Source organism: Sphaerotilus sulfidivorans, from assembly GCF_013426975.1.
Taxonomy (GTDB): domain Bacteria; phylum Pseudomonadota; class Gammaproteobacteria; order Burkholderiales; family Burkholderiaceae_C; genus Sphaerotilus; species Sphaerotilus sulfidivorans.
In genome coordinates this window covers 13,539-34,420 of sequence record NZ_JACCPY010000001.1, presented here as the reverse complement: position 1 = coordinate 34,420, position 20,882 = coordinate 13,539, and the positions used below count along the sequence as shown (strand labels likewise).

The 20,882-nt window shown below is 71.4% G+C and carries 20 protein-coding genes; 9 read left to right on the top strand and 11 right to left on the bottom strand.

The features are described 5' to 3' along the window. Both HZU84_RS00125 and HZU84_RS00120 read right to left on the bottom strand, forming a co-directional pair. Positions 1-909 (bottom strand): transporter substrate-binding domain-containing protein, encoded by a 909-nt coding sequence (locus HZU84_RS00125; RefSeq protein WP_180692718.1) that lies wholly within the window; start codon positions 907-909, stop codon positions 1-3. A gap of 78 nt (positions 910-987) precedes the next feature. Next, positions 988-1,941, bottom strand: coding sequence for a LysR substrate-binding domain-containing protein (locus HZU84_RS00120; RefSeq protein WP_149502965.1), 954 nt, complete (start codon positions 1,939-1,941; stop codon positions 988-990). A 121-nt stretch (positions 1,942-2,062) separates the two neighbouring features. Here HZU84_RS00120 and HZU84_RS00115 point away from each other — a divergent pair, with 121 nt between their 5' ends. After that, a complete protein-coding gene (locus HZU84_RS00115; protein ID WP_149502966.1) occupies positions 2,063-3,256 on the top strand; it encodes an acyl-CoA dehydrogenase in 1,194 nt (397 codons plus the stop codon). Between the two features lie 2 nt (positions 3,257-3,258). Then, a complete protein-coding gene (locus HZU84_RS00110; protein WP_149502967.1) occupies positions 3,259-4,452 on the top strand; it encodes a CaiB/BaiF CoA transferase family protein in 1,194 nt (397 codons plus the stop codon). Here the strand turns inward: HZU84_RS00110 and HZU84_RS00105 are convergent, their stop codons facing one another. From HZU84_RS00105 to grpE, 4 genes are all read right to left on the bottom strand, one after another. Then, complete coding sequence (locus HZU84_RS00105) at positions 4,453-4,902, bottom strand: polyhydroxyalkanoate granule-associated phasin (RefSeq protein ID WP_244954433.1); 450 nt, start codon at positions 4,900-4,902, stop codon at positions 4,453-4,455. 106 nt (positions 4,903-5,008) lie between these two features. After that, complete coding sequence (gene dnaJ / locus HZU84_RS00100; RefSeq protein WP_149502968.1) at positions 5,009-6,157, bottom strand: molecular chaperone DnaJ; 1,149 nt, start codon at positions 6,155-6,157, stop codon at positions 5,009-5,011. Between the two features lie 152 nt (positions 6,158-6,309). Then, complete coding sequence (gene dnaK / locus HZU84_RS00095; RefSeq protein WP_149502969.1) at positions 6,310-8,265, bottom strand: molecular chaperone DnaK; 1,956 nt, start codon at positions 8,263-8,265, stop codon at positions 6,310-6,312. Positions 8,266-8,404: 139 nt separating this feature from the next. Continuing rightward, positions 8,405-8,953 carry a nucleotide exchange factor GrpE gene (gene grpE, locus HZU84_RS00090; protein ID WP_149502970.1) on the bottom strand — a complete coding sequence of 183 codons (549 nt, stop codon included), beginning with the start codon at positions 8,951-8,953 and terminating at the stop codon, positions 8,405-8,407. 151 nt (positions 8,954-9,104) lie between these two features. Here grpE and HZU84_RS00085 point away from each other — a divergent pair, with 151 nt between their 5' ends. Beyond that, a complete protein-coding gene (locus HZU84_RS00085; protein WP_149502971.1) occupies positions 9,105-9,998 on the top strand; it encodes a DUF6502 family protein in 894 nt (297 codons plus the stop codon). Next, on the top strand, positions 9,958-11,667 hold the full coding sequence (locus HZU84_RS00080) for a DUF5666 domain-containing protein (protein ID WP_149502972.1): 1,710 nt from the start codon (positions 9,958-9,960) through the stop codon (positions 11,665-11,667). The genes HZU84_RS00085 and HZU84_RS00080 overlap by 41 nt, the downstream gene beginning before the upstream one ends. Here the strand turns inward: HZU84_RS00080 and HZU84_RS00075 are convergent. The 3 genes from HZU84_RS00075 to HZU84_RS00065 are packed head-to-tail and all read right to left on the bottom strand — an operon-like array spanning position 11,616 to position 14,303. Then, a complete protein-coding gene (locus HZU84_RS00075) occupies positions 11,616-12,074 on the bottom strand; it encodes an RNA-binding S4 domain-containing protein (RefSeq protein ID WP_149502973.1) in 459 nt (152 codons plus the stop codon). The genes HZU84_RS00080 and HZU84_RS00075 overlap by 52 nt on opposite strands. Before the next feature lie 31 nt (positions 12,075-12,105). Further along, on the bottom strand, positions 12,106-13,617 hold the full coding sequence (locus HZU84_RS00070) for a sensor histidine kinase (protein WP_149502974.1): 1,512 nt from the start codon (positions 13,615-13,617) through the stop codon (positions 12,106-12,108). Further along, positions 13,614-14,303, bottom strand: coding sequence for a response regulator transcription factor (locus tag HZU84_RS00065; protein ID WP_149502975.1), 690 nt, complete (start codon positions 14,301-14,303; stop codon positions 13,614-13,616). Before HZU84_RS00065 ends, HZU84_RS00070 begins: the two co-directional genes overlap by 4 nt. A 151-nt stretch (positions 14,304-14,454) precedes the next feature. Between HZU84_RS00065 and HZU84_RS00060 the strand changes: the two genes are divergently transcribed. From HZU84_RS00060 to HZU84_RS00045, 4 genes are all read left to right on the top strand, one after another. Beyond that, positions 14,455-15,417 carry a tripartite tricarboxylate transporter substrate binding protein gene (locus HZU84_RS00060; RefSeq protein WP_149502976.1) on the top strand — a complete coding sequence of 321 codons (963 nt, stop codon included), beginning with the start codon at positions 14,455-14,457 and terminating at the stop codon, positions 15,415-15,417. Further along, positions 15,417-15,974 (top strand): tripartite tricarboxylate transporter TctB family protein, encoded by a 558-nt coding sequence (locus HZU84_RS00055; RefSeq protein WP_149502977.1) that lies wholly within the window; start codon positions 15,417-15,419, stop codon positions 15,972-15,974. The genes HZU84_RS00060 and HZU84_RS00055 overlap by 1 nt, the downstream gene beginning before the upstream one ends. Position 15,975: 1 nt before the next feature. Further along, positions 15,976-17,472 (top strand): tripartite tricarboxylate transporter permease, encoded by a 1,497-nt coding sequence (locus HZU84_RS00050; RefSeq protein WP_149502978.1) that lies wholly within the window; start codon positions 15,976-15,978, stop codon positions 17,470-17,472. 120 nt (positions 17,473-17,592) lie between these two features. Further along, positions 17,593-18,357: a PIN domain-containing protein gene (locus tag HZU84_RS00045; protein ID WP_180692717.1), complete on the top strand. Its 765-nt coding sequence runs from the start codon at positions 17,593-17,595 to the stop codon at positions 18,355-18,357. A 29-nt stretch (positions 18,358-18,386) separates the two neighbouring features. Here the strand turns inward: HZU84_RS00045 and HZU84_RS00040 are convergent, their stop codons facing one another. Then, the gene (locus HZU84_RS00040; RefSeq protein WP_149502979.1) at positions 18,387-18,800 is read right to left on the bottom strand and encodes a hypothetical protein; all 414 of its coding nucleotides are present in this window, start codon (positions 18,798-18,800) and stop codon (positions 18,387-18,389) included. Between the two features lie 74 nt (positions 18,801-18,874). Next, positions 18,875-19,972, bottom strand: coding sequence for a ferrochelatase (gene hemH / locus HZU84_RS00035; RefSeq protein ID WP_149502980.1), 1,098 nt, complete (start codon positions 19,970-19,972; stop codon positions 18,875-18,877). A gap of 59 nt (positions 19,973-20,031) precedes the next feature. On the opposite strand from hemH, the gene HZU84_RS00030 reads away from it, so the two are divergent. Continuing rightward, positions 20,032-20,796: an HAD family hydrolase gene (locus HZU84_RS00030; protein WP_244954434.1), complete on the top strand. Its 765-nt coding sequence runs from the start codon at positions 20,032-20,034 to the stop codon at positions 20,794-20,796. Positions 20,797-20,882 lie beyond the last annotated feature (86 nt).

The window sequence follows — 20,882 nt, the reverse complement described above, 5'->3', positions numbered from 1 at the left end:
TCATCGCGTTGCCGTGCCGCGCAGGCCTGCCAGCGGTTCGCCGCGCACCGGCGCGATCAGGCCTTCGTCGAAGCCGTAGACGCTGACCCGCTGCAGATGCTCCGGGCTGCCGATGTAGGCGGCCAGCGCCGCGTCGATCTCGTCGCGCAGCCGGTCGCCGCGACGGAAGGCCAGCGCCGGATAGCCGATCGCGGCGCCGTCGGGACCGGACGAGACCCAGAAGGGCTGGGCCAGCTCGGGCAGAGGCTGCGCCCGTGCCTGGGAGATGCTGCGTGCCTGCTGCTCCAGCTGCCGCACCATCCAGCGCAGCGAGGGCACCGACAGCATCATCGCCTGGACCGCACCCTGCTGCAGCTCGGTCAGGCAGCCGGCCGCGCTGGTGCGGGTGCGCAGCCGTGAATCCGGCAGGCCGGCGCGTCGGGCCATGTCCTGTTCGACCGACTGCTCCAGCACGCACAGCCGTGTCCGCGCATCGCCGACCACATCGGCCAGACTGTGCAGCCCGAGCGGGTTGCCGGCTGCCACCAGCAGTCCTGGCTGCACTGCGGCGGTGGGGCGGGAGAAGGCCAGCCGGGCCGCCCGCTCCGGCGTGATGAACAGGCCGGAGGCGATGGCGTCGATGCGGCCCATGTCCAGCTCGTGCATCAGCGCGCCGAACTCGGCATGGATCCAGACCGGCTCCGGCCGGCCGATGCGGCGCAGCGCAGCGCGCATCATGTCGACGGCCTCGCCCTGCAGGCCACCGCCCGGATCGCGGAAGGCATAGGGCGCCTCGATCGCGTAGCCGACCCGCAGCGGACGGTCCGGGCCCGGGCTCTGCGGGCCGTCAAGCGCCGGGCTGCGGCCGATCGACACGATCACCGCGACCGTGACCGTCATGACCAGGCCCAGCCAGAGGATCAGTCGCATGGGGTGAAGCATCTTCGGTGGGCATCGGTCTGGGATCGGTCAGGGGATCGGTCCGGGGGGGCGGTGGGAGGTGCCGTGTCATTCTTTCAGATCCGTCGAGCGGGCGGCATGAAAAGTTTCACGATGTGTCTCCGCCTGCGCTGCCAGCCAGTCGCCGAACTCGCGCAGCAGCGCGTCGTCGGCATGGGATTCGGGCACGACATAGTGGTAGGCCAGCTCGCTGTCGAGCGCGGCGGCCACGCCGCGCAGGCGGCCGTCGGCCAGCGCGGCGGCCGCGGCGAAGTCCGGCACCAGCGCCACGCCCAGGCCGAGCGCGGCGGCCTGCACGCTCATCGAGAACTGCTCGTAGGCGGGCCCGCTCTGGTCGTCGGCCACCCGCAGGCCGGCGGCGGCGAACCAGCGCCGCCAGGCCAGCGGCCGGGTGGTCTGCTGCAGGCGCGGCAGCCGCGCCAGCGCCTCGGCCGGCAGCGGCGCGCCGTCCGGCGCCAGGCCGTGCGCGGTCAGCAGGCCGGCGCTGGCCACCGGGATCAGCCGCTCCGACAGGATCGGCCGGCTGGTGCAGCCCGGCCAGTGGCCGTCGCCGGCGTGAATGGCCGCGTCCAGCCGGGTCTCGTCGAACAGGAAGGGGCGGGTGCGGCTGTGCAGGTTGACCTGCACCCGCCCAGGCCGGAAGGCCGGCAGCCGCGGCAGCAGCCAGCAGGTGGCGAAGGTGGGCACCACCGCCAGCTCGATCACCGGCACCCGCCCGGCGCCGGCCATCAGCTCGCGGGTGTCGCGCTCCAGTGTGTCGAGCCAGTCGGCCACCCGCAGCGCGTAGCCGCTGCCGGCCTCGGTCAGGCGCACGCCGCGGCGGGTGCGGCGAAACAGCTTGACGTCCAGCAGCGCCTCCAGCCCCGCGACCTGGCGGCAGACCGCGCTCTGCGTCATCGCCAGCTCCTCGGCGGCGCGGGTGAAGCTCTCGTGGCGCGCGGCGGCCTCGAAGACGGCCAGCGCGGTCGTGCCGGGCAGGCGGCGGCGGGAGAGTTCGCTCATCGGGGACGATCTCGGAGTGCGTTCATGGAACAGATCGATGCATATTATTCGGTTGTGCCTGCAGGCCGGGCTCCCTAGGATTGCATCCATCGAACTTCAGAACCTTCGAGGAGTACCCGTCATGGCCAGCACCCCCCGCACGTCCCGCGCTTCCTTCCAGTGGAACGACCCGCTGCTGCTCGACAGCCAGCTGCTCGACGACGAGCGCGCGGTGCGCGACGCCGCACGCGCCTACTGCCAGGACCGGCTGATGCCGCGCGTCACCGAGGCCTTCCGTCACGAGCGCACCGACGCGGCCATCTTCCGCGAGATGGGCGAGCTGGGCCTGCTCGGGCCCACGATCCCCGAGCCCTACGGCGGCGCCGGCCTGAACTACGTCAGCTACGGCCTGATCGCCCGCGAGGTCGAGCGCGTCGACTCGGGCTACCGCTCGATGATGAGCGTGCAGTCCTCGCTGGTGATGGTGCCGATCTTTGAATTCGGCAACGAGGCCACGAAGCAGAAGTACCTGCCGAAGCTCGCCACCGGCGAGTGGATCGGCTGCTTCGGCCTGACCGAACCGAACCACGGCAGCGACCCCGGCAGCATGGTGACGCGCGCCCGCAAGGTCGACGGCGGCTACAGCCTGAGCGGCGCGAAGATGTGGATCACCAACTCACCCGTCGCCGACGTGTTCGTCGTCTGGGCCAAGGACGACGAGGGCCAGATCCGCGGCTTCGTGCTGGAGAAGGGCTGGAAGGGCCTCTCCGCCCCGGCGATCCACGGCAAGGTCGGCCTGCGCGCCTCGATCACCGGCGAGATCGTCATGGACGAGGTCTTCTGCCCGGAGGAGAACGCCTTCCCCGAGGTGCGTGGCCTGAAGGGCCCGTTCACCTGCCTGAACAGCGCCCGCTACGGCATCGCCTGGGGCGCGCTCGGCGCGGCCGAGTTCTGCCTGGAGACCGCGCGCCAGTACACGCTCGACCGCAAGCAGTTCGGCCGTCCGCTGGCGGCCAACCAGCTGGTGCAAAAAAAATTGGCCGACATGCTGACCGATATCGCCCTGGGCCTGCAGGGCTGCCTGCGCCTGGGCCGGATGAAGGACGACGGGACCGCCTCGGTCGAGATCACCTCGATCATGAAGCGCAATTCCTGCGGCAAGGCGCTCGACATCGCTCGAACCGCGCGCGACATGCTCGGCGGCAACGGCATCTCGGACGAGTTCGGCGTGGCGCGCCACCTGGTCAATCTGGAGGTGGTCAACACCTACGAGGGCACGCACGACATCCACGCGCTGATTCTCGGTCGCGCGATCACCGGCATCGCGGCGTTCTGAGCATGGCCACCGCGCTTGATGGCCTGAAGGTGCTCGATCTGTCGCGCGTGCTGGCCGGGCCGTGGGCGACGCAGACGCTGGCCGATCTCGGCGCCGATGTCGTCAAGGTCGAGCGTCCCGGCGCCGGCGACGACACCCGCGCCTGGGGACCGCCGTGGCTGAAGGACGCGCAGGGCCGCGACACCCCGGACGCCGCCTATTTCTGCTGCGCCAACCGCAACAAGCGCTCGATCGCGATCGACATCGCGACAATCGAGGGTCAGGCGCTGGTGCGCCGGCTGGCCGGCGAGGCCGACGTGCTGGTCGAGAACTTCAAGGTCGGTGGCCTGAAGGCCTACGGCCTGGACTTCGCCAGCCTGCATGCGCTGAACCCGCGGCTGGTCTACTGCTCGATCACCGGCTTCGGCCAGACCGGGCCCTATGCGCCGCGCGCCGGCTACGACTTCCTGATCCAGGGCATGGGCGGGCTGATGAGCGTGACCGGCCGCGGCGACGCGGAGGAGGGCGCCGGGCCGCAGAAGGTCGGCGTGGCGCTGACCGACGTGATGACCGGGCTGCATGCGGCGGTCGGCATCCTGGCCGCGCTGCGCCACCGCGACCGCACCGGCGAGGGCCAGCACATCGACCTGGCGCTGCTCGACGTGCAGGTGGCCGCGCTGGCCAACCAGACCGCCAACTGGCTGATCGGCGGCACGGTCCCGAAGCGCATGGGCAATGCGCACCCCAACATCGTGCCCTACCAGGACTTCCCGACTGCGGACGGCGACATGATCCTGGCGATCGGCAACGACGGCCAGTTCGCGCGCTTCTGCGACGTTGCCGGCCATGCCGAGTGGGCCAGCGACACCCGCTTCGCCACCAACGCGGCGCGGGTGGCGCACCGCGCGGTGCTGATCCCGCTGTTGCGCCAGGCGACCGTGATGCGCACGACGCGCGAATGGATCGCGGCGCTGGAGTCGAAGGCGGTGCCCTGCGGGCCGGTCAACCGGCTCGACGAGGTGTTCGCCGATCCGCAGGTCGTCGCCCGCGGGCTGCGGGTCGATCTGCCGCACCCGGTGGCGGGCAGCGTGCCGGGCGTGGCCAGCCCGATCCGGCTGTCGGCCACGCCGCCGGTCTACCGCAGCGCGCCGCCGGTGCTCGGGCAGGACGGCGCGGCGGTGCTCGCCGACTGGCTGGGCGAGCCGGCGCGGGACTGATCAGGGCTTGGGGGCGCTGCGCGAGAGCCGGCGCGCGTTGGCGCCGGCACGCCGGCTGACCGGCTTCAGCCCGGCGCTGGCGACCTTCATCGGCGCATGGTGCATCACCTCCATCGCCTTGCTGGCCGGCGCTGCGGACCACGGCATCATCCACCAGCGCAGGCTGGCGGCCATCAGGTCCTGCGAGACGCCGGCACCGGTCCACATCATCGCCAGCCAGGACTGCTGGAAGGCGGTGACCTTCTCCAGCCCCATCGTCATGAATTCCTGGCGGTCGCGCGCCGACGGGTTCGGGCCGGCCAGTGCCATGCGCGTCAGCCGATGGTTGACGACGAAGGGCACCGAGAAGGTCATCTCGGTCATCTGACGGATCAGGTCGCCGGTGGCGGCGGCGGGCAGCGCGGGCAGGGCCGGCATCTGGGGAACGGGGGGCACGGGCACGCAGGGCATCGGAACATCCTTCCAGGATTGGCATCACGTCGTCGTCAGCCATGAAAAAAGGCGTGCCAGATCGTGGCACGCCTGGGGATGATCGCCGATCGGCCTGCGGCGATGCTTACTTGAACAGGTCCTTGACCCGATCCGTCCAGCTCTTGGCGTTCGGCGAGTGCTTGTCGCCGCCCTTCTTCAGCGATTCGTCGAGATCCTTGAGCAGCTTGCGCTGGTGCTCGGTGAGCTTGACCGGAATCTCGACCTGGATGTGGCAGTACAGGTCGCCGGGATAGTTCGAGCGGATGCCCTTGACGCCCTTGCCGCGCAGCCGGAAGGTCTTGCCGTGCTGGGTGCCCTCGGGCAGCTCGATCTCGGCCTCGCCGCCGAGCGTCGGCACCGCGACCGTGCCGCCGAGCGACGCGGTGATGATGCTGACCGGCACGGTGCAGTGCAGGTCGTCGCCGTCGCGCTCGAAGATGTCGTGCTGCTTGATGCGGATCTCGACATACAGATCGCCGGCCGGGCCGCCATGCGTGCCGGGCTCGCCGTGGCCGCGCAGCGCGATGCGCTGGCCTTCGTTGATGCCGGCCGGGATCTTGACCTCGAGCGTCTTGTGCTTCTGGATCCGGCCCTTGCCGCCGCAGGTGGTGCAGGGCTCGGGAATGATCTTGCCGCTGCCGTGGCAGTGCGGGCAGGTCTGCTGGATGCTGAAGAAACCCTGGCGCAGATGCACCGTGCCCGAGCCATGGCAGGTGGTGCAGGTCTTGGCGCTGGTGCCGGGCTTGGCGCCGCTGCCGTGGCAGGTGTCGCAGTCCTCCCAGGACGGGATGCGGATCTGCGCCTCCTTGCCCAGGGCCGCCTCCTCGAGCGTGATCTCCATCGCGTAGGACAGGTCCGCGCCCCGGTAGACCTGCTGGCCACCGCCTCGGCGACCACCGCCGCCCTGGCCGAAGATATCGCCGAAGATGTCGCCGAAGGCCTCGGCGAAGCCGCCGTTGCCGAAGCCCTCCGGGCCGCCCGGACGGAAGCCGCCCGCGTTCGGGTCGACGCCGGCGTGGCCGAACTGGTCGTAGGCCTGGCGCTTCTGCGGGTCGGAGAGCATCTCGTAGGCCTCCTTGACCTCCTTGAATTTCTCCTCGGCCACCTTCGCGCCTTCACCCTGGTTGCGGTCAGGGTGGTATTTCATCGCCAGCTTGCGATAGGCCTTCTTGATGTCGTCTTCGCTCGCGCCCTTGGCGAGGCCAAGGACTTCGTAGTAGTCACGCTTTGCCATGGAAGTGGTCCGGATTGCGACAGCGGTGAAACAGGAACGCCGCGCCGAGCGGCACCGGCCCGCGAAGGGCCGGCGACTCGAGCGCGGCGACAGGCACGGCGGACGCGGGCGCAGCCGGGTTCAGGCCCCGCCGCGGCGCGCGTCCGGCGCCATCACTTCTTGACTTCCTTGAACTCGGCGTCGACGACGTCCGCATCCTTCGGGTCGTTCTTCGGGGCCTCGCCGGCACCGGCCGCACCGGCGCCGGCTGCACCGGCAGCTGCGCCCGCGGCGGCCTGCTGGGCCTGCATGTCGGCGTACATCTTCTCGCCGAGCTTCTGGCTCACGGTCATCAGCGCGTTGGTCCGGGCCTCGATGGCGTCCTTGTCGTCGCCCTTGATCGCTTCCTCGACCTCCTTGATCGCGGCCTCGATCGCGGTCTTCTCGGCCGCCTCGATCTTGTCGCCGTACTCGGTCAGCGACTTGCGCACCGAGTGCACCATCGCGTCACCCTGGTTGCGGGCCTGGATCAGCTCGAGCTTCTTCTTGTCCTCGGCGGCGTTGACCTCGGCATCGCGCACCATCTTCTGGATCTCGTCCTCCGACAGGCCCGAGTTCGCCTTGATGGTGATCTTGTTCTCCTTGCCGGTGCCCTTGTCCTTGGCGCCGACATGCAGGATGCCGTTGGCATCGATGTCGAAGGAGACCTCGATCTGCGGCACGCCGCGCGGCGACGGCGGGATGCCTTCCAGATTGAACTCGCCCAGCAGCTTGTTGCCGCCGGCCATCTCGCGCTCGCCCTGGAAGACCTTGATCGTCACCGCCGGCTGGTTGTCGTCGGCGGTCGAGAAGGTCTGCGCGAACTTGGTCGGGATGGTGGTGTTCTTCTTGATCATCTTCGTCATCACGCCGCCCAGGGTCTCGATGCCCAGGGACAGCGGGGTGACGTCGAGCAGCAGCACGTCGGTGCGCTCGCCGCCCAGGACCTGGCCCTGGATCGCGGCGCCGACGGCCACCGCCTCATCCGGGTTGACGTCCTTGCGCGGCTCCTTGCCGAAGAACTCCTTGACCTTCTCCTGCACCTTGGGCATGCGGCTCATGCCGCCGACCAGGATGACGTCGTCGATCGAGCCGACCGAGACGCCCGCGTCCTTGATCGCGGTGCGGCACGGCGCGATGGTGCGCTCGATCAGCTCCTCCACCAGCGACTCCAGCTTGGCGCGGGTCAGCTTGATGTTCAGGTGCTTCGGGCCGGTGGCGTCGGCGGTGATGTAGGGCAGGTTGACGTCGGTGGCGGTCGACGACGACAGCTCGATCTTGGCCTTCTCGGCGGCTTCCTTCAGGCGCTGCAGGGCCAGCACGTCCTTGGTCAGGTCGACGCCCTGTTCCTTGCGGAACTCGCCGATGATGTAGTCGATGATGCGCTGGTCGAAGTCCTCGCCGCCCAGGAAGGTGTCGCCGTTGGTCGACAGCACCTCGAACTGCATCTCGCCGTCGACGTCGGCGATCTCGATGATCGAGACGTCGAAGGTGCCGCCGCCCAGGTCATAGACGGCGATCTTGCGGTCGCCCTTGCCGCCCTTGTCCAGGCCGAAGGCCAGCGCTGCGGCGGTGGGCTCGTTGATGATGCGCTTGACATCCAGGCCGGCGATGCGGCCGGCGTCCTTGGTCGCCTGGCGCTGCGCGTCGTTGAAGTAGGCCGGCACGGTGATGACCGCTTCGGTCACCGGCTCGCCGAGGTAGTCCTCGGCGGTCTTCTTCATCTTGCGCAGCACTTCGGCCGAGACCTGCGGGGGCGCGAGCTTGTTGCCGCGCACCGACACCCACGCGTCGCCGTTGTCGGCGGCCGTGATGGTGTAGGGCATCAGGTCGATGTCCTTCTGGACTTCCTTCTCGGTGAACTTGCGACCGATCAGGCGCTTGACCGCGTACAGCGTGTTCTTCGGGTTGGTGACCGCCTGGCGCTTGGCCGAGGCGCCGACGAGGATCTCGCCGTCTTCCTGGTAGGCGATGATGGAGGGCGTGGTGCGCGCGCCTTCCGAGTTCTCGATCACCTTCGTGGTGTTGCCTTCCATGATGGCCACGCACGAGTTGGTGGTGCCGAGGTCGATGCCGATGATCTTGCCCATGGTGTTGCTGACTCCGGGGAAATTGTCTGGTTGCTGCTGATCTGCGGATGGACCGGCGGGTTTCAAGAGCCCTGCTTGCCGGTCGCGCGCTTTTCTGTGTGTGCGGAAGGGTCTTTTCAGGGGTGACCGGGCGGCGGCGTCACTTCGGCGCGGCCACCATCACCAGCGCCGGGCGCAGCACGCGCTCGGCGATCAGGTAGCCCTTCTGCAGCACGCTCACCACGGTGTTGGGATCCTGATCGGCCGGCACCATGCTGATGGCCTGATGCTGGTGCGGATCGAACTTCGTGCCGGCCGGCGGATTGACCTCGACCACCTTGTTGCGCTCGAGCGCCTGCGAGAGCTGGCGCAGCGTGGCCTGCACGCCCTCGAGCAGCTGCTCGGGCGTGCCCTGGCCGGCGCTCTGCGCGGCGATGGCCGCATGCAGGCTGTCGCAGACCGGCAGCAGGCTCTCGGCGAAGGACTCGACCGCGAACTTGCGCGACTTGGCGACTTCCTCGTCGGCGCGGCGGCGGATGTTCTCCATCTCGGCCTTGGCGCGCAGATAGGCGTCGGCCAGCTCGACATTCTTCGCCTCGAGCTCGGCCACGCGGGCCAGGGCCTCGCTGGTGTCGGCCTGGGCGGCTGCGCCGTTCATCGAGGCCGGTTCGGTGTCGGGAAAGGGCGGGGTGTTCTGGGTGTCGGACATGGTCTCTTCCTTGGCCGCTGGAGCGGCATCCCGGTGCGACATGGGGTCGGCTCCAGGGGCTTCAAGAGGCTGCTGCATCGGCACGACAGGGCGTCACCGGGCGGCACGGTCACGGGTGCGTCGCGGTTTCATGCAAACTGTCACGCTGATCATGAGTCTTTCTTCCCCCGACCCCGACTCCGATGCCGTCGACGACCCGGCCGCCGCCGTGCTGGCCGATGCGGCGGTCATGCTCGCGCCGATGGTGCGCTGGCTGCTCGGGCATGGCGTGCCGCTGGGCGCGCTCACGCGCACGCTCAAGCAGGTCTATCTCGACGAGGGTCGCCGCGAGCTGGAGCGCCGCGGCCAGCGGGTCACCGATTCGGCGCTGAGCGTGCTGACGGGCGTGCACCGCAAGGATGTGCGCCAGATGCCGACCGAGCTGCCGGGCCGGCCGGCGCTGGCGCCTACCCCCGCGGCGATGCTGTTCACCCGCTGGATCACCGATCTGTCCTGCCGCGATGCCGAGGGCCGGGCCCGGACCCGCCTGCCGCGCCAGGGGCGGGCGCCCAGCTTCGAGTCGCTCGCGCGCGAGGTCTGCAGCGACGTGCATCCGCGCACCCTGCTCGAGGAGCTGCAGCGCCTGGGCCTGGTGCGGGCCGAGGGCGAGGAGGTGCTGCGCCTGAGCGATCGCTTCGTGCTGCCGGGCCGCGACCCGGCGGCCGCGCAGGCGATGGCGGTCAATGTCGCCGACCATCTGGCCGCGGCGGTGCACAACCTGGGCTGCGATCGGCCGGGACAGCGCCTGCTCGAGCAGAGCGTCTTCGCCGAGGGCCTGTCGCCGCAGGCTGGCGCCGAGCTGGGCGTGCTGGCCCGCGCGATCTGGGCCGAGGCGCTCGAGCGCATGGTGCACGAGGCCGAGCAGCGGCTCGACCGTGACCGCGACGCCGCAGCGTCCGCAGAAGCCGCGCCGGTTGCGCGCATGCGCTTCGGGGTCTACTACTTCACCGACATGGAGGATGCCGATGACGACAACGACGCGGGTCGAGCGCGACCGCGCCGCTGAATTCCAGCCCGAACGCCGGCGGCTGTTCGGCCGGGCGGCCGGTCTGGGTCTGATCGGACTGGGCGGTGGCCTGCTGGGCGGCTGCGGCGGCAGCGGCGTCGGCAGCAACGGCACCGGCAGCCCGGTGCCGCTGTCGCAGAGCGTGGGCACGGTGTCGGGCTTCGGCAGCGTCGTCGTCGACGGGGTGCGCAGGGATGACAGCGCCGCGCGGGTCGAGCGCGAGCGCGCCGACGGCGGGCGCGACAGCGCCGAGATCCGGCTCGGCCAGCGGGTGGTGCTGGAGTATTCGACCGACGCCGCCGGCACCGAGGTGCTGGGCCGCATCGAGGTGCGACCCTCGCTGGTCGGCCGGGTGAGCGAGCGCACAGCCGACACGCTGGGCGTGCTTGGCCAGACGGTGGTGATCAATGCCGATCCGACCCGCGGCCCGATCACCGTGTTGGGCGAGCGCTGGCGCAGCGCGGCCGACATCGCCCTGGGCGAGGCGGTCGAGCTGCATGCGATCGTGACCGGCGCGCCGGGCGGCGCGCGTCGGCTGCTGGCCACCCGCATCGACACCCCGGCCTCGCCGGACACGCTGCGCCTGGTCGCGCCGGTGAGCGAAGTCCTGGCCGACCGTGCCGGCACCTCGCGCCAGCAGGTCCGCATCGGCGCGCTCACCGTCTGGCTGCCGGCCGGCGAGCAGGCGCAGGCCGGCCAGATGCTGACGCTGCATGCGCCCCCCGCCGACTTCGATGCCGCGACGCTGGTGCTGCGGGCTTCGCGCGTGCAGGTCGATGCGGCTTCGACGCTGGTGGCGGCCGGATCGCGCATCGAGCGCGCCGGCCTGATCGCCGGCTGGAGCGGGCGCAGCCTGACGATCGACGGCATCACGATGGAGGTCGACGCCGCCACCGTGCTGAAGCCGGCCACGCTGCTGCCGGCCGACGGGCTGCATGCCCGGGTAGTGGCGCTGCGCAGCAGCGACGCGCTGCGCTGGCAGGCGGTCTCGATCGAGGCGGTCGCCACCACCGGCTCGGCGCTGCTGGTGGGCACGCTGTCGGACTGGTCGGCCGCCACCGCCGACAGTCCGGCCAGCTTCCGGGTGCGCGACACCCGGGTCACGCTGACCTCGGCCACCGTGCTGGACCTGGGGGACTGCATCGCCGCCGCGGCCACCGCGACGCTGGTCGACGGCCTGCATGTCGAGGTGACCGGCAGCGTTGGATCGCGCGGCATCGTGGCTGATCGGGTGCGCTGCCTGAAGGAGCCGCGAGACGGCACCGCGCAGATCACCCGCCAGGGCCGCATCCTGTCCTTCGATGTGCAGGCGCGCCGGCTGACGCTGCAGCAGACGACCGGGGACGGCAGCGTGCGCGAGATCGTGGTGAGCTGGAGCGAGTCCACCCACTGGCGCGATCCGGTGCGGGGCTCGGCCGACCTGCTGGCGACGCTGGCGGCCGAGGGCCGGCTGGTCGAGATCGAGGGCACGCTGTCGGCCGAGGGCCTGCTGCAGGCCCGGCGGGTGCGCCTGCACCCTTCGACGGACGATCGTCATGAGCGCTCGCCCGGACAGCCGGCGCCGGACGATACCTCCGGGGACACCGCCGCCCGCCTGGCCGGCATGCGCCCGGAGGCTCAGGCGAGGTCGTCGACCGACACGCTCCAGCGCTGCCAGTCGGCGAGCTGACGCCGGTCGGCCTTGGTCGGCCGACCCTGCTGGATGCTCAGCGCCGGGTCGGCGGCGTAGTGGCGCCGTTCGCGCCACTCGGCCTGGGCCAGCACGCTCTCGGGCGTCTCGCGGTAGAGCCGCTGCGCCTGCGGCGCCGGGCCGCGCACCGCCGACAGGCCGAGCACCTCGACCTCGCGGGGCGTCGGGCAGTCGCCCTGGCGCACCGAGACGCGGTCGCCGGCGCGCACCTCGCGCGAGGGCTTGGCATCCTGGCCGTTGACGCGCACCCGGCCGCGCTCGATCTCGTCGGCCGCCAGCGAGCGGGTCTTGAAGAAGCGGGCGGCCCAGAGCCACTTGTCGAGGCGCTGGCCGGCCGGGCTGCCGGCAGCAGGTGCGGGGGAGGAAGATCGGGCGGATCGGCTCATCGTGTCGGGCAGACGGCTCGGGAAATCGAACTCAGGAGGTTGAATGATGCACCGCGCCGGGCCCGGCCGGGTTGGCAGGCCCTGCCAGCGGCAGGCGCACCGTGGCATCCAGCCCGGTGATGCGGGAGCGGCGGATGCGGTTGTCCAGCACCAGCGTGCCGCCGAGCGAGTCGACGATGTCGCGGCAGATCGCCAGGCCCAGGCCGGAGCCGCCGCTCAGGTCGCCGCGCTCGGGGCCGGCGGCGAAGGGCCTGAACAGGCGCTCGCGCAGCGGCTCGGCGATGCCGGGGCCGCTGTCGGCGATCGTCAGCGTGGCGTGGTGGCCGTCGCGGTGCATCGTCACCGCCAGCATGCCGCCCGGCGCCGAGCACTTGATCGCGTTGTGCAGCAGGTTGCGGGCCAGCTCGCGCAGCGCCCACTCATGGCCGCGCACCGTGGCCGGCACCGTCTCGACCGAGAAGTCCAGATCGCGCTCGGCGGCCAGCGCGGCCAGATCCAGCGCGACATCGCGCACCAGCGCCTCCCAGTCGGCCAGCGGCGGCTGGCCCTGCTGGCGCAGCTGCTCGACCTTGGCCAGCGCGAGCATCTGGTTGGCCAGGCCGGTGGCGCGGTCGACGGTGTGCTCGATCTCGGCCAGCGCGGTGGCGCTGTCGGTGTCGCCGCGCCGGGCCGACTGCACCTGCACCTTCAGCACCGCCAGCGGCGTGCGCAGCTGGTGCGCGGCATCGCGCACGAAGCGCTTCTGGTGCTCGAGCAGCCGCGCGCTGCGGTCCATCATCGCGTTGGTGGCCTCCACCAGCGGGCGCAGCTCGCGCGGTGCCTCCTCGGTCGCCAGCGGGGTCAGGTCGTCCTCGGCGCGGCGGGCGATCTCCTCGCTGAGCCGGCGCACCGGCCGGGTGGCGTGCTGCACCACCCAGACCACCACCAGCGCGATCACCGCCACCAGCGCCGCCTGGCGCCACAGCGTGCCGATCAGGATCTGCCGCGCCAGCGTGTGGCGCAGCTCCAGCGTCTCGGCCACCTGGATGGTGGCCATGCCCTGGCCGGCCTGGCCCGCCACCGGCTGCAGCAGCACCGCCATGCGCACCGGCATGCCACGGTACTCGGCATCCTGGAAGTCGACCAGCGCGGCATAGACGCTGCGCTGCGGGATGCGGCCGTCCCAGCGCGGCAGGTCCTCGAAGCCGCTGACCATCTCGCCGGAAAAGCCGCTGACGCGGAAGAACATGCGGCTGCGGTTGTCCGCCTCGAAGGCCTCCAGCGCCGAGTAGGGCACGTCGGCCGCGACCTGCGCTCCGCCGCTGCCGGCGCGCACCTCCAGCCGCTCGCCGATGGCCTTGGCCGAGGCCAGCAGCGTGCGGTCGTAGGCGATGCCGGCGGCCTCGCTCGCCTCGTGGTAGAGGCTGACGGTGTGGATCACCACCAGCACCGTGACCGGCAGCAGGATGCCCGCCAGCAGCTCGGCGCGCAGCGACAGGTGCGCGATGCGGTGGGCCAGGCGCTGGCGCAGCCGCGCCAGCGGTCCCGGGGTGGCCGCGCTCATGCCGGTGCCGGCGCGGCCTTGAGCAGATAGCCCAGGCCGCGCAGCGTCACCAGCTGCACGCCGGTCTGCGCCAGCTTCTTGCGCAGCCGGTAGACCACCACCTCGATCGCCTCGGTCTGCACCTCGCGCTCGCCGGGAAAGACCAGCTCGAACAGCCGCTCCTTGGCCACCGCCTGGCCGGGCCGCGCCAGCAGCGCGCGCAGCAGTGCCAGCTCGCGCGCGGTCAGGTCCATCGGCCGGTCGTCATGGCAGACCGCGCCGCTCTCGGCGTCGATGCGCAGACCGCAGAAGGTGGGCGCCTGCGCGCTGGCGCCGGGCAGGGTCGGCGCCGCCCGGCGTGCCAGCGCGCGGATGCGCGCCTCCAGCTCGTCCAGGTCGAAGGGCTTGGCCAGATAGTCGTCGGCGCCGGTGTTCAGGCCCAGGATGCGGTCGCCGACCGTGCCGCGCGCGGTCAGGATCATTACCGGCGTGCGCAGCCCGGCGGCACGGGCGCGAGAGAGCACCTCCAGCCCGTCCAGCCCCGGCAGGCTCAGGTCGAGCAGCACCACATCGGGCATCGAGGCCTCCCAGCGGTCGAGCGCGCGCGCGCCATCCTCGCAGCCGATCACCTGCATGCCGCGGCGCTCGAAGGCGCGGCGCAGGGTCGTCTGGATCGTCGGGTTGTCTTCCACCAGCAGCAGTTTCATGGGCGCGAAGCCTAGCGCCATCGGCACGGGCGCGCAGCCGCCGTGGTGCTTGGCGTTTCCCCTAGGGTCACGGACAGCCGTTTGACAGCCACCGACAGGAGCATCGGCGCTGTCCCTCCTCCCATCGAAAACCCTCCTGGAGACTGGTCCCATGCGTCGAGACACCTTCCTGAAGTCGCTGGCCGCGCTGGCCGCTGCCGGTGCGCTGCCGCTGCCCGCGCTGGCCAATGCCAACCTGAAGATGATGATTCCCGCCAATCCGGGCGGCGGCTGGGACACCACCGGCCGGGCGCTGGGCAAGGCGCTGCAGGATGCCGGTGCGGCCGCCTCGGTGCAGTTCGACAACAAGGGCGGTGCGGCGGGCGCGATCGGTCTGGCGCAGTTCGTCAACGCCAGCAAGGGCGATCCGAACGCGCTGATGGTGATGGGCGCGGTGATGATCGGCGGCATCATCACCGGCAAGCCGCCGGTGTCGCTGACCGCGGCGACTCCGGTGGCGCGCCTGACCAGCGAATACAACGTCTTCGTCGTGCCGGCGGACTCGCCCTTCAAGTCGATGAAGGATGTGGTCGAGGCGATGAAGAAGGACATGGGCAGCGTCAAGTGGGGCGGCGGCTCGCGCGGATCGACCGAGCACATCGCCGCGGCGATGCTGGCGCGCGCCACCGGCCTGGACGCCGCGAAGATCAACTATGTGCCCTTCCGCGGCGGCGGCGAGGCCACCGCGGCCATCCTGGGCGGCAACGTGTCGGTCGGCGGCAGCGGCTACAGCGAGTTCCAGCAGTACATCGAGTCCGGCAAGATGCGTCCGATCGGCGTGACCTCGGCCGCCCGCCTGAAGAACGCGCCCAGCGTCCCGACGATGAAGGAGCAGGGCTTCGATGTCGAGATCGGCAACTGGCGGGGTGTCTATGCCGCGCCCGGCATCACGCCCGATCAGCGCAAGGCGCTGACCGCGATGGTGCAGAAGGCGGTCAAGTCCAAGGCCTGGGCCGAGGCGATGGCGCGCAACGGCTGGACCGACGCCTGGCTGGCCGGCCCGGCCTTCGACGAGTTCGTCGAGCGCGAGTTCGCCTCGCTGCGGGCCACGATGGTCAAGGCGGGAATGGTCTGATGAGTGCGACGTCCTCCGTGCCGGTGTCTGCGCCCGCGGCCGGGCAGATGCCCGCCGCCATCTCTCCGCTGCCGCAGGTGCTCGTCGGCCTGGGCACGCTCGCCGTGGCCGCATGGCTGGCCTGGGGGGCGGCGTCGATTCCCGCCGATGCCGGCTATGCCGGCGTCGGACCGAACTTCCTGCCGTGGGTGGTGAGCGTGCTGCTGGGGCTGTGCGGCGTGTTCATGCTGCGCGAGGCGCTGACCGGAGGATTCCGCGATCTCGACGAGGTCGACGGCGCCGAGCAGGGCGACTGGCGCAGCTTCGTCTGGGTCGCCGCCGGCATCCTGCTCAATGCCTCGCTGATCACCACGATCGGCTTCATCCTGAGCTGCGCGCTGTGCTACTTGCTGGCGGTGCAGGGCTTCCGGCGCGCGCAGGGCAGCGCCGTCGGCGGCGCACGTGCCTGGATCACCGACGCGCTGGTCGGGCTGGCGATCGCCTCGCCGGTCTTCTGGATGTTCACCAAGGGCCTGGCGATCAGCCTTCCCGGCCTGACCCAGACGGGATGGATCTGACATGGGCAACCTCGATCTCTGGCAGCAGCTGCTGAACGGTTTCATGACGGCCGGCACGCCGGTCAACCTGCTGTGGGCCCTGGTGGGTTGCACGCTGGGCACGGCGGTGGGCGTGCTGCCCGGCATCGGCCCGGCCACCGCGGTGGCGATGCTGCTGCCGATCACGCTGAAGGTGGATCCGACCGCCTCGATGATCTTCTTCGCCGGCATCTACTACGGCGCGATGTACGGCGGCTCGACCACCTCGATCCTGCTCAACACGCCCGGCGAGGCCGGCTCGATGGTGACCGCGCTCGAAGGCAACAAGATGGCCAAGAGCGGCCGCGCGGGCGCCGCGCTGGCCACCGCGGCGATCGGCTCCTTCGTCGCCGGCACCATCGCCACCGTGCTGGTGACGATGTTCGCGCCGCTGGTGGCCGAGCATGCGGTCAAGCTCGGCCCGCCCGAATACTTCATGCTGATGCTGCTGGCCTTCTGCACCGTGAGCGCGGTGCTCGGCCAGAGCACGCTGCGCGGGCTGACCGCGCTGGGCGTGGGCCTGGCGATGGGCCTGGTGGGCATCGACCAGATCTCGGCCCAGGCGCGCTACACCGGCGGCGTGCCCGAGCTGATGGACGGCCTGGAGGTGGTGCTGGTCGCGGTCGGCCTGTTCGCGGTGGCCGAGGTGCTCTACGCGGTGCTCTACCAGGGCCGCGAGGTCGAGAGCTACAACCGCATGAGCCGCGTCCACATGACCCGCGACGAGTGGCGCCGCTCCTGGCCGGCCTGGCTGCGCGCGACCTTCATCGGCTTCCCGTTCGGCACGATTCCGGCCGGCGGCAGCGAGATCCCGACCTTCCTGAGCTACGCGACCGAGAAGAAGCTCTCCAAGCACAAGGAAGAGTTCGGCACCACCGGCGCGGTCGAAGGCGTGGCCGGCCCCGAGGCCGCGAACAACGCCGCGATCACCGCGACGCTGATCCCGCTGCTGACGCTGGGCATCCCCACCTCCAACACCACCGCGATCCTGCTGGGCGCGTTCCAGAACTACGGCATCAATCCGGGTCCGCAGCTCTTCGACACCAATGCCGCGCTGGTCTGGGCGCTGATCGCGTCGCTGTACATCGGCAACGTGATGCTGCTGATCCTGAACCTGCCGATGGTCGGGCTGTGGGTGCGCCTGCTGCGCATTCCGAAGCCGCCGCTCTATGCGGGCATCCTGATCTTCGCCACCGTCGGGGTCTACGGCATGCGCCAGAGCGCGTTCGACCTGTTCCTGATGTTCGCGATCGGCCTGCTGGGCGTGGTGATGCGCCGCTTCGGCTTCCCGACCGCACCGGTGGTGGTCGGCATGATCCTGGGCCCGCTGGCCGAAGCCCAGCTGCGCAACGCGCTGTCGATCGGCGAGGGCCGCTGGAGCGTGCTGGTCGAGCGGCCGATGTCGGCCACGCTGCTGGCGGTGATCGTCTCGGTGCTGGTGCTGCCTCGCCTGGTGAAGATGCTGCGCCGCCAGGGCTGATTCCCGCGCCGCCGCTTCGGTGGATTCTCCCGCGGCGTTACCATGACGCCCCTGCAGGCCCGCACGACATCACGCCGTGCGGGCCTGCTGCATTCATGCCCGCTCCGACCGATGATCCCGATGCGCTATCTCACCGACGCCGATGCCCTGACCTGGCTGCTGGGCCAGCATGACGATGCCGAGCACCGTCCGGTGGCGAGCCGTTCTGCCTGGCTGGACCAGATCGACCAGCAGCGCGGCACGCTGCTGGTGCCGGCCACCGTGCTGGCCGAGGTGCTGACCGACACCGGCCGGGCCGGCGAGGGCGCCTGGCGCACGCTGCATGCGCACCGGGTGGTCGAGGTGCTGCCCTTCGACGAGCGGGCCGCGCGCGAGCAGGCCCGGCTGGCCGGCGAGGGCGCCGCGCTGGCGGTGGCCCTGAAGGCGGCCAGCCTGGAGCGGCGTCAGCTGGTGGTGCTGGCGCGGCTGCGCGGCGCGGCGCTGCTGAGCATGCCGGCCGATGTGCGGGCGCTGGCGCAGCAGGCCGGCGTGGCGGTGCAGTCGGTGCGCGAGCTGGTCGCCGGCTGCGCGCTGCGCCAGCTGGCCCTGCCGCTGGAGGACGAGCCGGCGCCGGCCGCCGCGCCAGCACCGGTGGCGGCGCCTCCCGCGCTGATGCGCGCGCCCGGCATGGACCTGTCGGTCTTCCGCGACATCGCGCAGGCGCTGGATTCGATCTTCGATGAAGGCCGTGCCGGCGGCGAGACCGAGACAGCCGCCGAGCCGCAGGCCGCGCCGCCGCAGCGCCCGCCGGTGCCGGTGCTGCCGGCCTGGCTGCTGGCGCCGCCGGCAGCGGCGCCCTCGGCTTCATCCTCTGGCGAGACGTCGGAGCAGGGCCCGGCGGCCTGAGCCGCGCCTCTGCGCCGCCTGAGCAACGGTCAGGGCAGCTGTTCTTCGCTGATCAGATGCCAGCGGCCGACGCTGCCGGCCTGGGCGTGGCGCAGGCCGCAGCTGCATCCGCCGCCGGCCGCAGCCGCCAGCGGGCGGTGCTCGGTGCCGGTCGAGGCGGCATCGGTCTCGCCGGCCGGCGGCCGCAGCGCCTGGGGCGGCAGGCCGTCCAGGGTGATGATGCGCGCGAAGGAGCCGGTCGGCCGCGCGGCGTCCGGCCCCGGCGCGGTGTTCGACGGCGTCGAGGTCGATGTCGGCATCGGGGCCGGTGCCAGGGCCAGCTCGCCCTCCCGCTCCAGGCAGGCGGTCAGCGGCAGCGTCAGCAGCAGCGTCAGACAGATCGGGGCGATCCGGCGGGCCGAGTGGGCCGAGTCGAGCGAGGGCAGCAGGGTGGGGCGGCGCATGGGCCGCGATTGTAAGAAGAGGTTTCTTCCGCAGGGCTGAACGCCCCGTGATCGCGGGGCGGCTCTGCCGTCGCCTACTGCTTTGCGCCCAGCGCCAGTGCCTGCAGCCGCTGCGCCTCGCGTTCGGCCGCGCGCGGCAGCTCCGCGGGCTGTAGCGGCCAGCCGGCGCTGTGGCGCCGCACGATCGCGTGCAGCGCGGCGATCCATGCCGGATGGTCGTTCAGGCAGGGAATGTGCTCGAAGCGCTGGCCGCCGGCCTGCAGGAACACATGCGAGCCCTCGATGGCGATCTCCTCGAGCGTCTCCAGGCAGTCGGCGGCGAAGCCGGGGCAGAAGACCTGCAGGTGCCTGACGCCCTTCTTCGCCAGCGCCTGCAGCGTCGGCTCGGTGTAGGGCTCGAGCCACTTGGCCTTGCCGAAACGGCTCTGGAAGCTCAGCGAGATCTGGTCTGCCGTCAGGCCCAGGCGCTCGGCCAGCAGGCGCCGGGTCTTGTAGCAATGGCAGTGGTAGGGGTCGCCCAGGTGCAGCGTGCGCTCCGGGACTCCGTGGAAGCTCAGCAGCAGGTGGTCGCCGCGGCCCTCGCGCGCCCAGTGGTCGCGCACCCGCGCGGCCAGCGCGTCGATGTAGGCCGGTTCGTCATGGTGCTGGCGCACCCAGCGGATCTCGGGCAGCGTGCGCTGCACCAGCTGCCAGCGGTGCACGTCGTCCATCACGCTGGCGGTGGTGGTGCCGGAGTACTGCGGATACATCGGCACGACCAGGATGCGCTCGCAGCCCTCGGCCTTCAGCGCGTCGAGCCCGGTGGCGATCGAGGGCTGGCCGTAGCGCATCGCATGGCGCACCGTCAGCACCTCGCCGGCGGCATCGGCCAGGCGCTGCAGTTCCTCGGCCTGGCGACGGGTCCAGACCGCCAGCGGCGAGCCTTCGGGCGTCCAGATGCTGGCGTACTTGGCGGCCGACTTCGCCGGCCTGACCCGCAGGATGATGCCGTGCAGGATCGGCTTCCAGAGCGCCGCCGGGATCTCGACCACCCGAGGGTCGGACAGGAACTGCGCCAGGTAGCGGCGCACCGCCGGCGCGGTCGGCGCATCCGGCGTGCCGAGGTTGACGAGCAGCACGCCGGTGCGGGTGGCACGGCCGTGACGGTGTTCGGGTTCGGGGGCATATCGCATGGCGGGGCGGATTCTCGCCCACTCGGCGACACTGCGGGGCCGTGCCGTCTTCCCTGTTCATGATGTCGATCGACTGTCCAGCCTTCTCCTCCCTGCCGCCGGGCGCTGCCGGCCCGATCCGGGTGCTCACGCTCGATCTCGACGACACGCTCTGGCCGGTCGGGCCGACGCTGGTGCGTGCCGAACAGATGCTGCACGACTGGCTGCGCGCGCAGGCGCCGGCCACCGCCGCGGCCTTCGGCGTCGAGCGCATGGTGGCACTGCGCCAGGAGGTGGCGCGGCGCCGGCCCGATCTGGCGCATGACCTGACCGAGCTGCGCCGCATCACGCTGCGCGAGGCGCTCGCGGCCTCGGGCGACGACACGGGGCTGGCCGATCCGGCCTTCGAGGTCTTCTTCGCCGCGCGCCAGCAGGTGACCTGGTACGAGGATGTGGCCGAGGCGCTGGCGCGTCTGGGCCGGCGCTTCGTGCTCTTCGGCCTGACCAACGGCAATGCCGGGCTGGAGGCCACCGGGCTGACGCCGCACCTGCGCGGCGTGATCAGCGCGCGTGACTGCGGCGTGGCCAAGCCCGATGCGCGCATCTTCGCCGCGGCCTGCGCGGCGCTGGCGGTGTCGCCGGCCGAGGTGCTGCATGTCGGCGACGACTGGGCGCTGGATGTGGTGGGCGCCCGCCAGGCCGGGCTGCACAGCGCCTGGGTGCGTCGCAGCGATGCCGCGCACCGGCCCGGGCCGGCCAGCGGCCAGCCGCAGGATGCGCTCGACCATCTGCACCATCTGACCGTGCCCGATCTGGCGCGGCTGGCCGATCTGCTGGGCGTCTGAGCGGATTTTTCCGCTTTCATCGCGGTACCGCGGCGCCGCCGGAGCGCTTCAATACCGGACGGTGAATGCTCCCCATCCTCTCCGTC

Coding starts and splice junctions, on each gene's coding strand:
- dnaK (WP_149502969.1), bottom strand. CDS start 8,265: ATGGGCAAGATCATCGGCATCGACCTCGGCACCACCAACTCGTGCGTG.
- HZU84_RS00125 (WP_180692718.1), bottom strand. CDS start 909: ATGCGACTGATCCTCTGGCTGGGCCTGGTCATGACGGTCACGGTCGCG.
- dnaJ (WP_149502968.1), bottom strand. CDS start 6,157: ATGGCAAAGCGTGACTACTACGAAGTCCTTGGCCTCGCCAAGGGCGCG.
- HZU84_RS00070 (WP_149502974.1), bottom strand. CDS start 13,617: ATGAGCGCGGCCACCCCGGGACCGCTGGCGCGGCTGCGCCAGCGCCTG.
- HZU84_RS00080 (WP_149502972.1), top strand. CDS start 9,958: ATGACGACAACGACGCGGGTCGAGCGCGACCGCGCCGCTGAATTCCAG.
- HZU84_RS00085 (WP_149502971.1), top strand. CDS start 9,105: ATGAGTCTTTCTTCCCCCGACCCCGACTCCGATGCCGTCGACGACCCG.
- HZU84_RS00075 (WP_149502973.1), bottom strand. CDS start 12,074: ATGAGCCGATCCGCCCGATCTTCCTCCCCCGCACCTGCTGCCGGCAGC.
- HZU84_RS00040 (WP_149502979.1), bottom strand. CDS start 18,800: ATGCGCCGCCCCACCCTGCTGCCCTCGCTCGACTCGGCCCACTCGGCC.
- HZU84_RS00055 (WP_149502977.1), top strand. CDS start 15,417: ATGAGTGCGACGTCCTCCGTGCCGGTGTCTGCGCCCGCGGCCGGGCAG.
- HZU84_RS00115 (WP_149502966.1), top strand. CDS start 2,063: ATGGCCAGCACCCCCCGCACGTCCCGCGCTTCCTTCCAGTGGAACGAC.
- HZU84_RS00060 (WP_149502976.1), top strand. CDS start 14,455: ATGCGTCGAGACACCTTCCTGAAGTCGCTGGCCGCGCTGGCCGCTGCC.
- HZU84_RS00050 (WP_149502978.1), top strand. CDS start 15,976: ATGGGCAACCTCGATCTCTGGCAGCAGCTGCTGAACGGTTTCATGACG.
- HZU84_RS00065 (WP_149502975.1), bottom strand. CDS start 14,303: ATGAAACTGCTGCTGGTGGAAGACAACCCGACGATCCAGACGACCCTG.
- hemH (WP_149502980.1), bottom strand. CDS start 19,972: ATGCGATATGCCCCCGAACCCGAACACCGTCACGGCCGTGCCACCCGC.
- HZU84_RS00045 (WP_180692717.1), top strand. CDS start 17,593: ATGCGCTATCTCACCGACGCCGATGCCCTGACCTGGCTGCTGGGCCAG.
- HZU84_RS00105 (WP_244954433.1), bottom strand. CDS start 4,902: ATGCCCTGCGTGCCCGTGCCCCCCGTTCCCCAGATGCCGGCCCTGCCC.
- grpE (WP_149502970.1), bottom strand. CDS start 8,953: ATGTCCGACACCCAGAACACCCCGCCCTTTCCCGACACCGAACCGGCC.
- HZU84_RS00110 (WP_149502967.1), top strand. CDS start 3,259: ATGGCCACCGCGCTTGATGGCCTGAAGGTGCTCGATCTGTCGCGCGTG.
- HZU84_RS00120 (WP_149502965.1), bottom strand. CDS start 1,941: ATGAGCGAACTCTCCCGCCGCCGCCTGCCCGGCACGACCGCGCTGGCC.
- HZU84_RS00030 (WP_244954434.1), top strand. CDS start 20,032: ATGATGTCGATCGACTGTCCAGCCTTCTCCTCCCTGCCGCCGGGCGCT.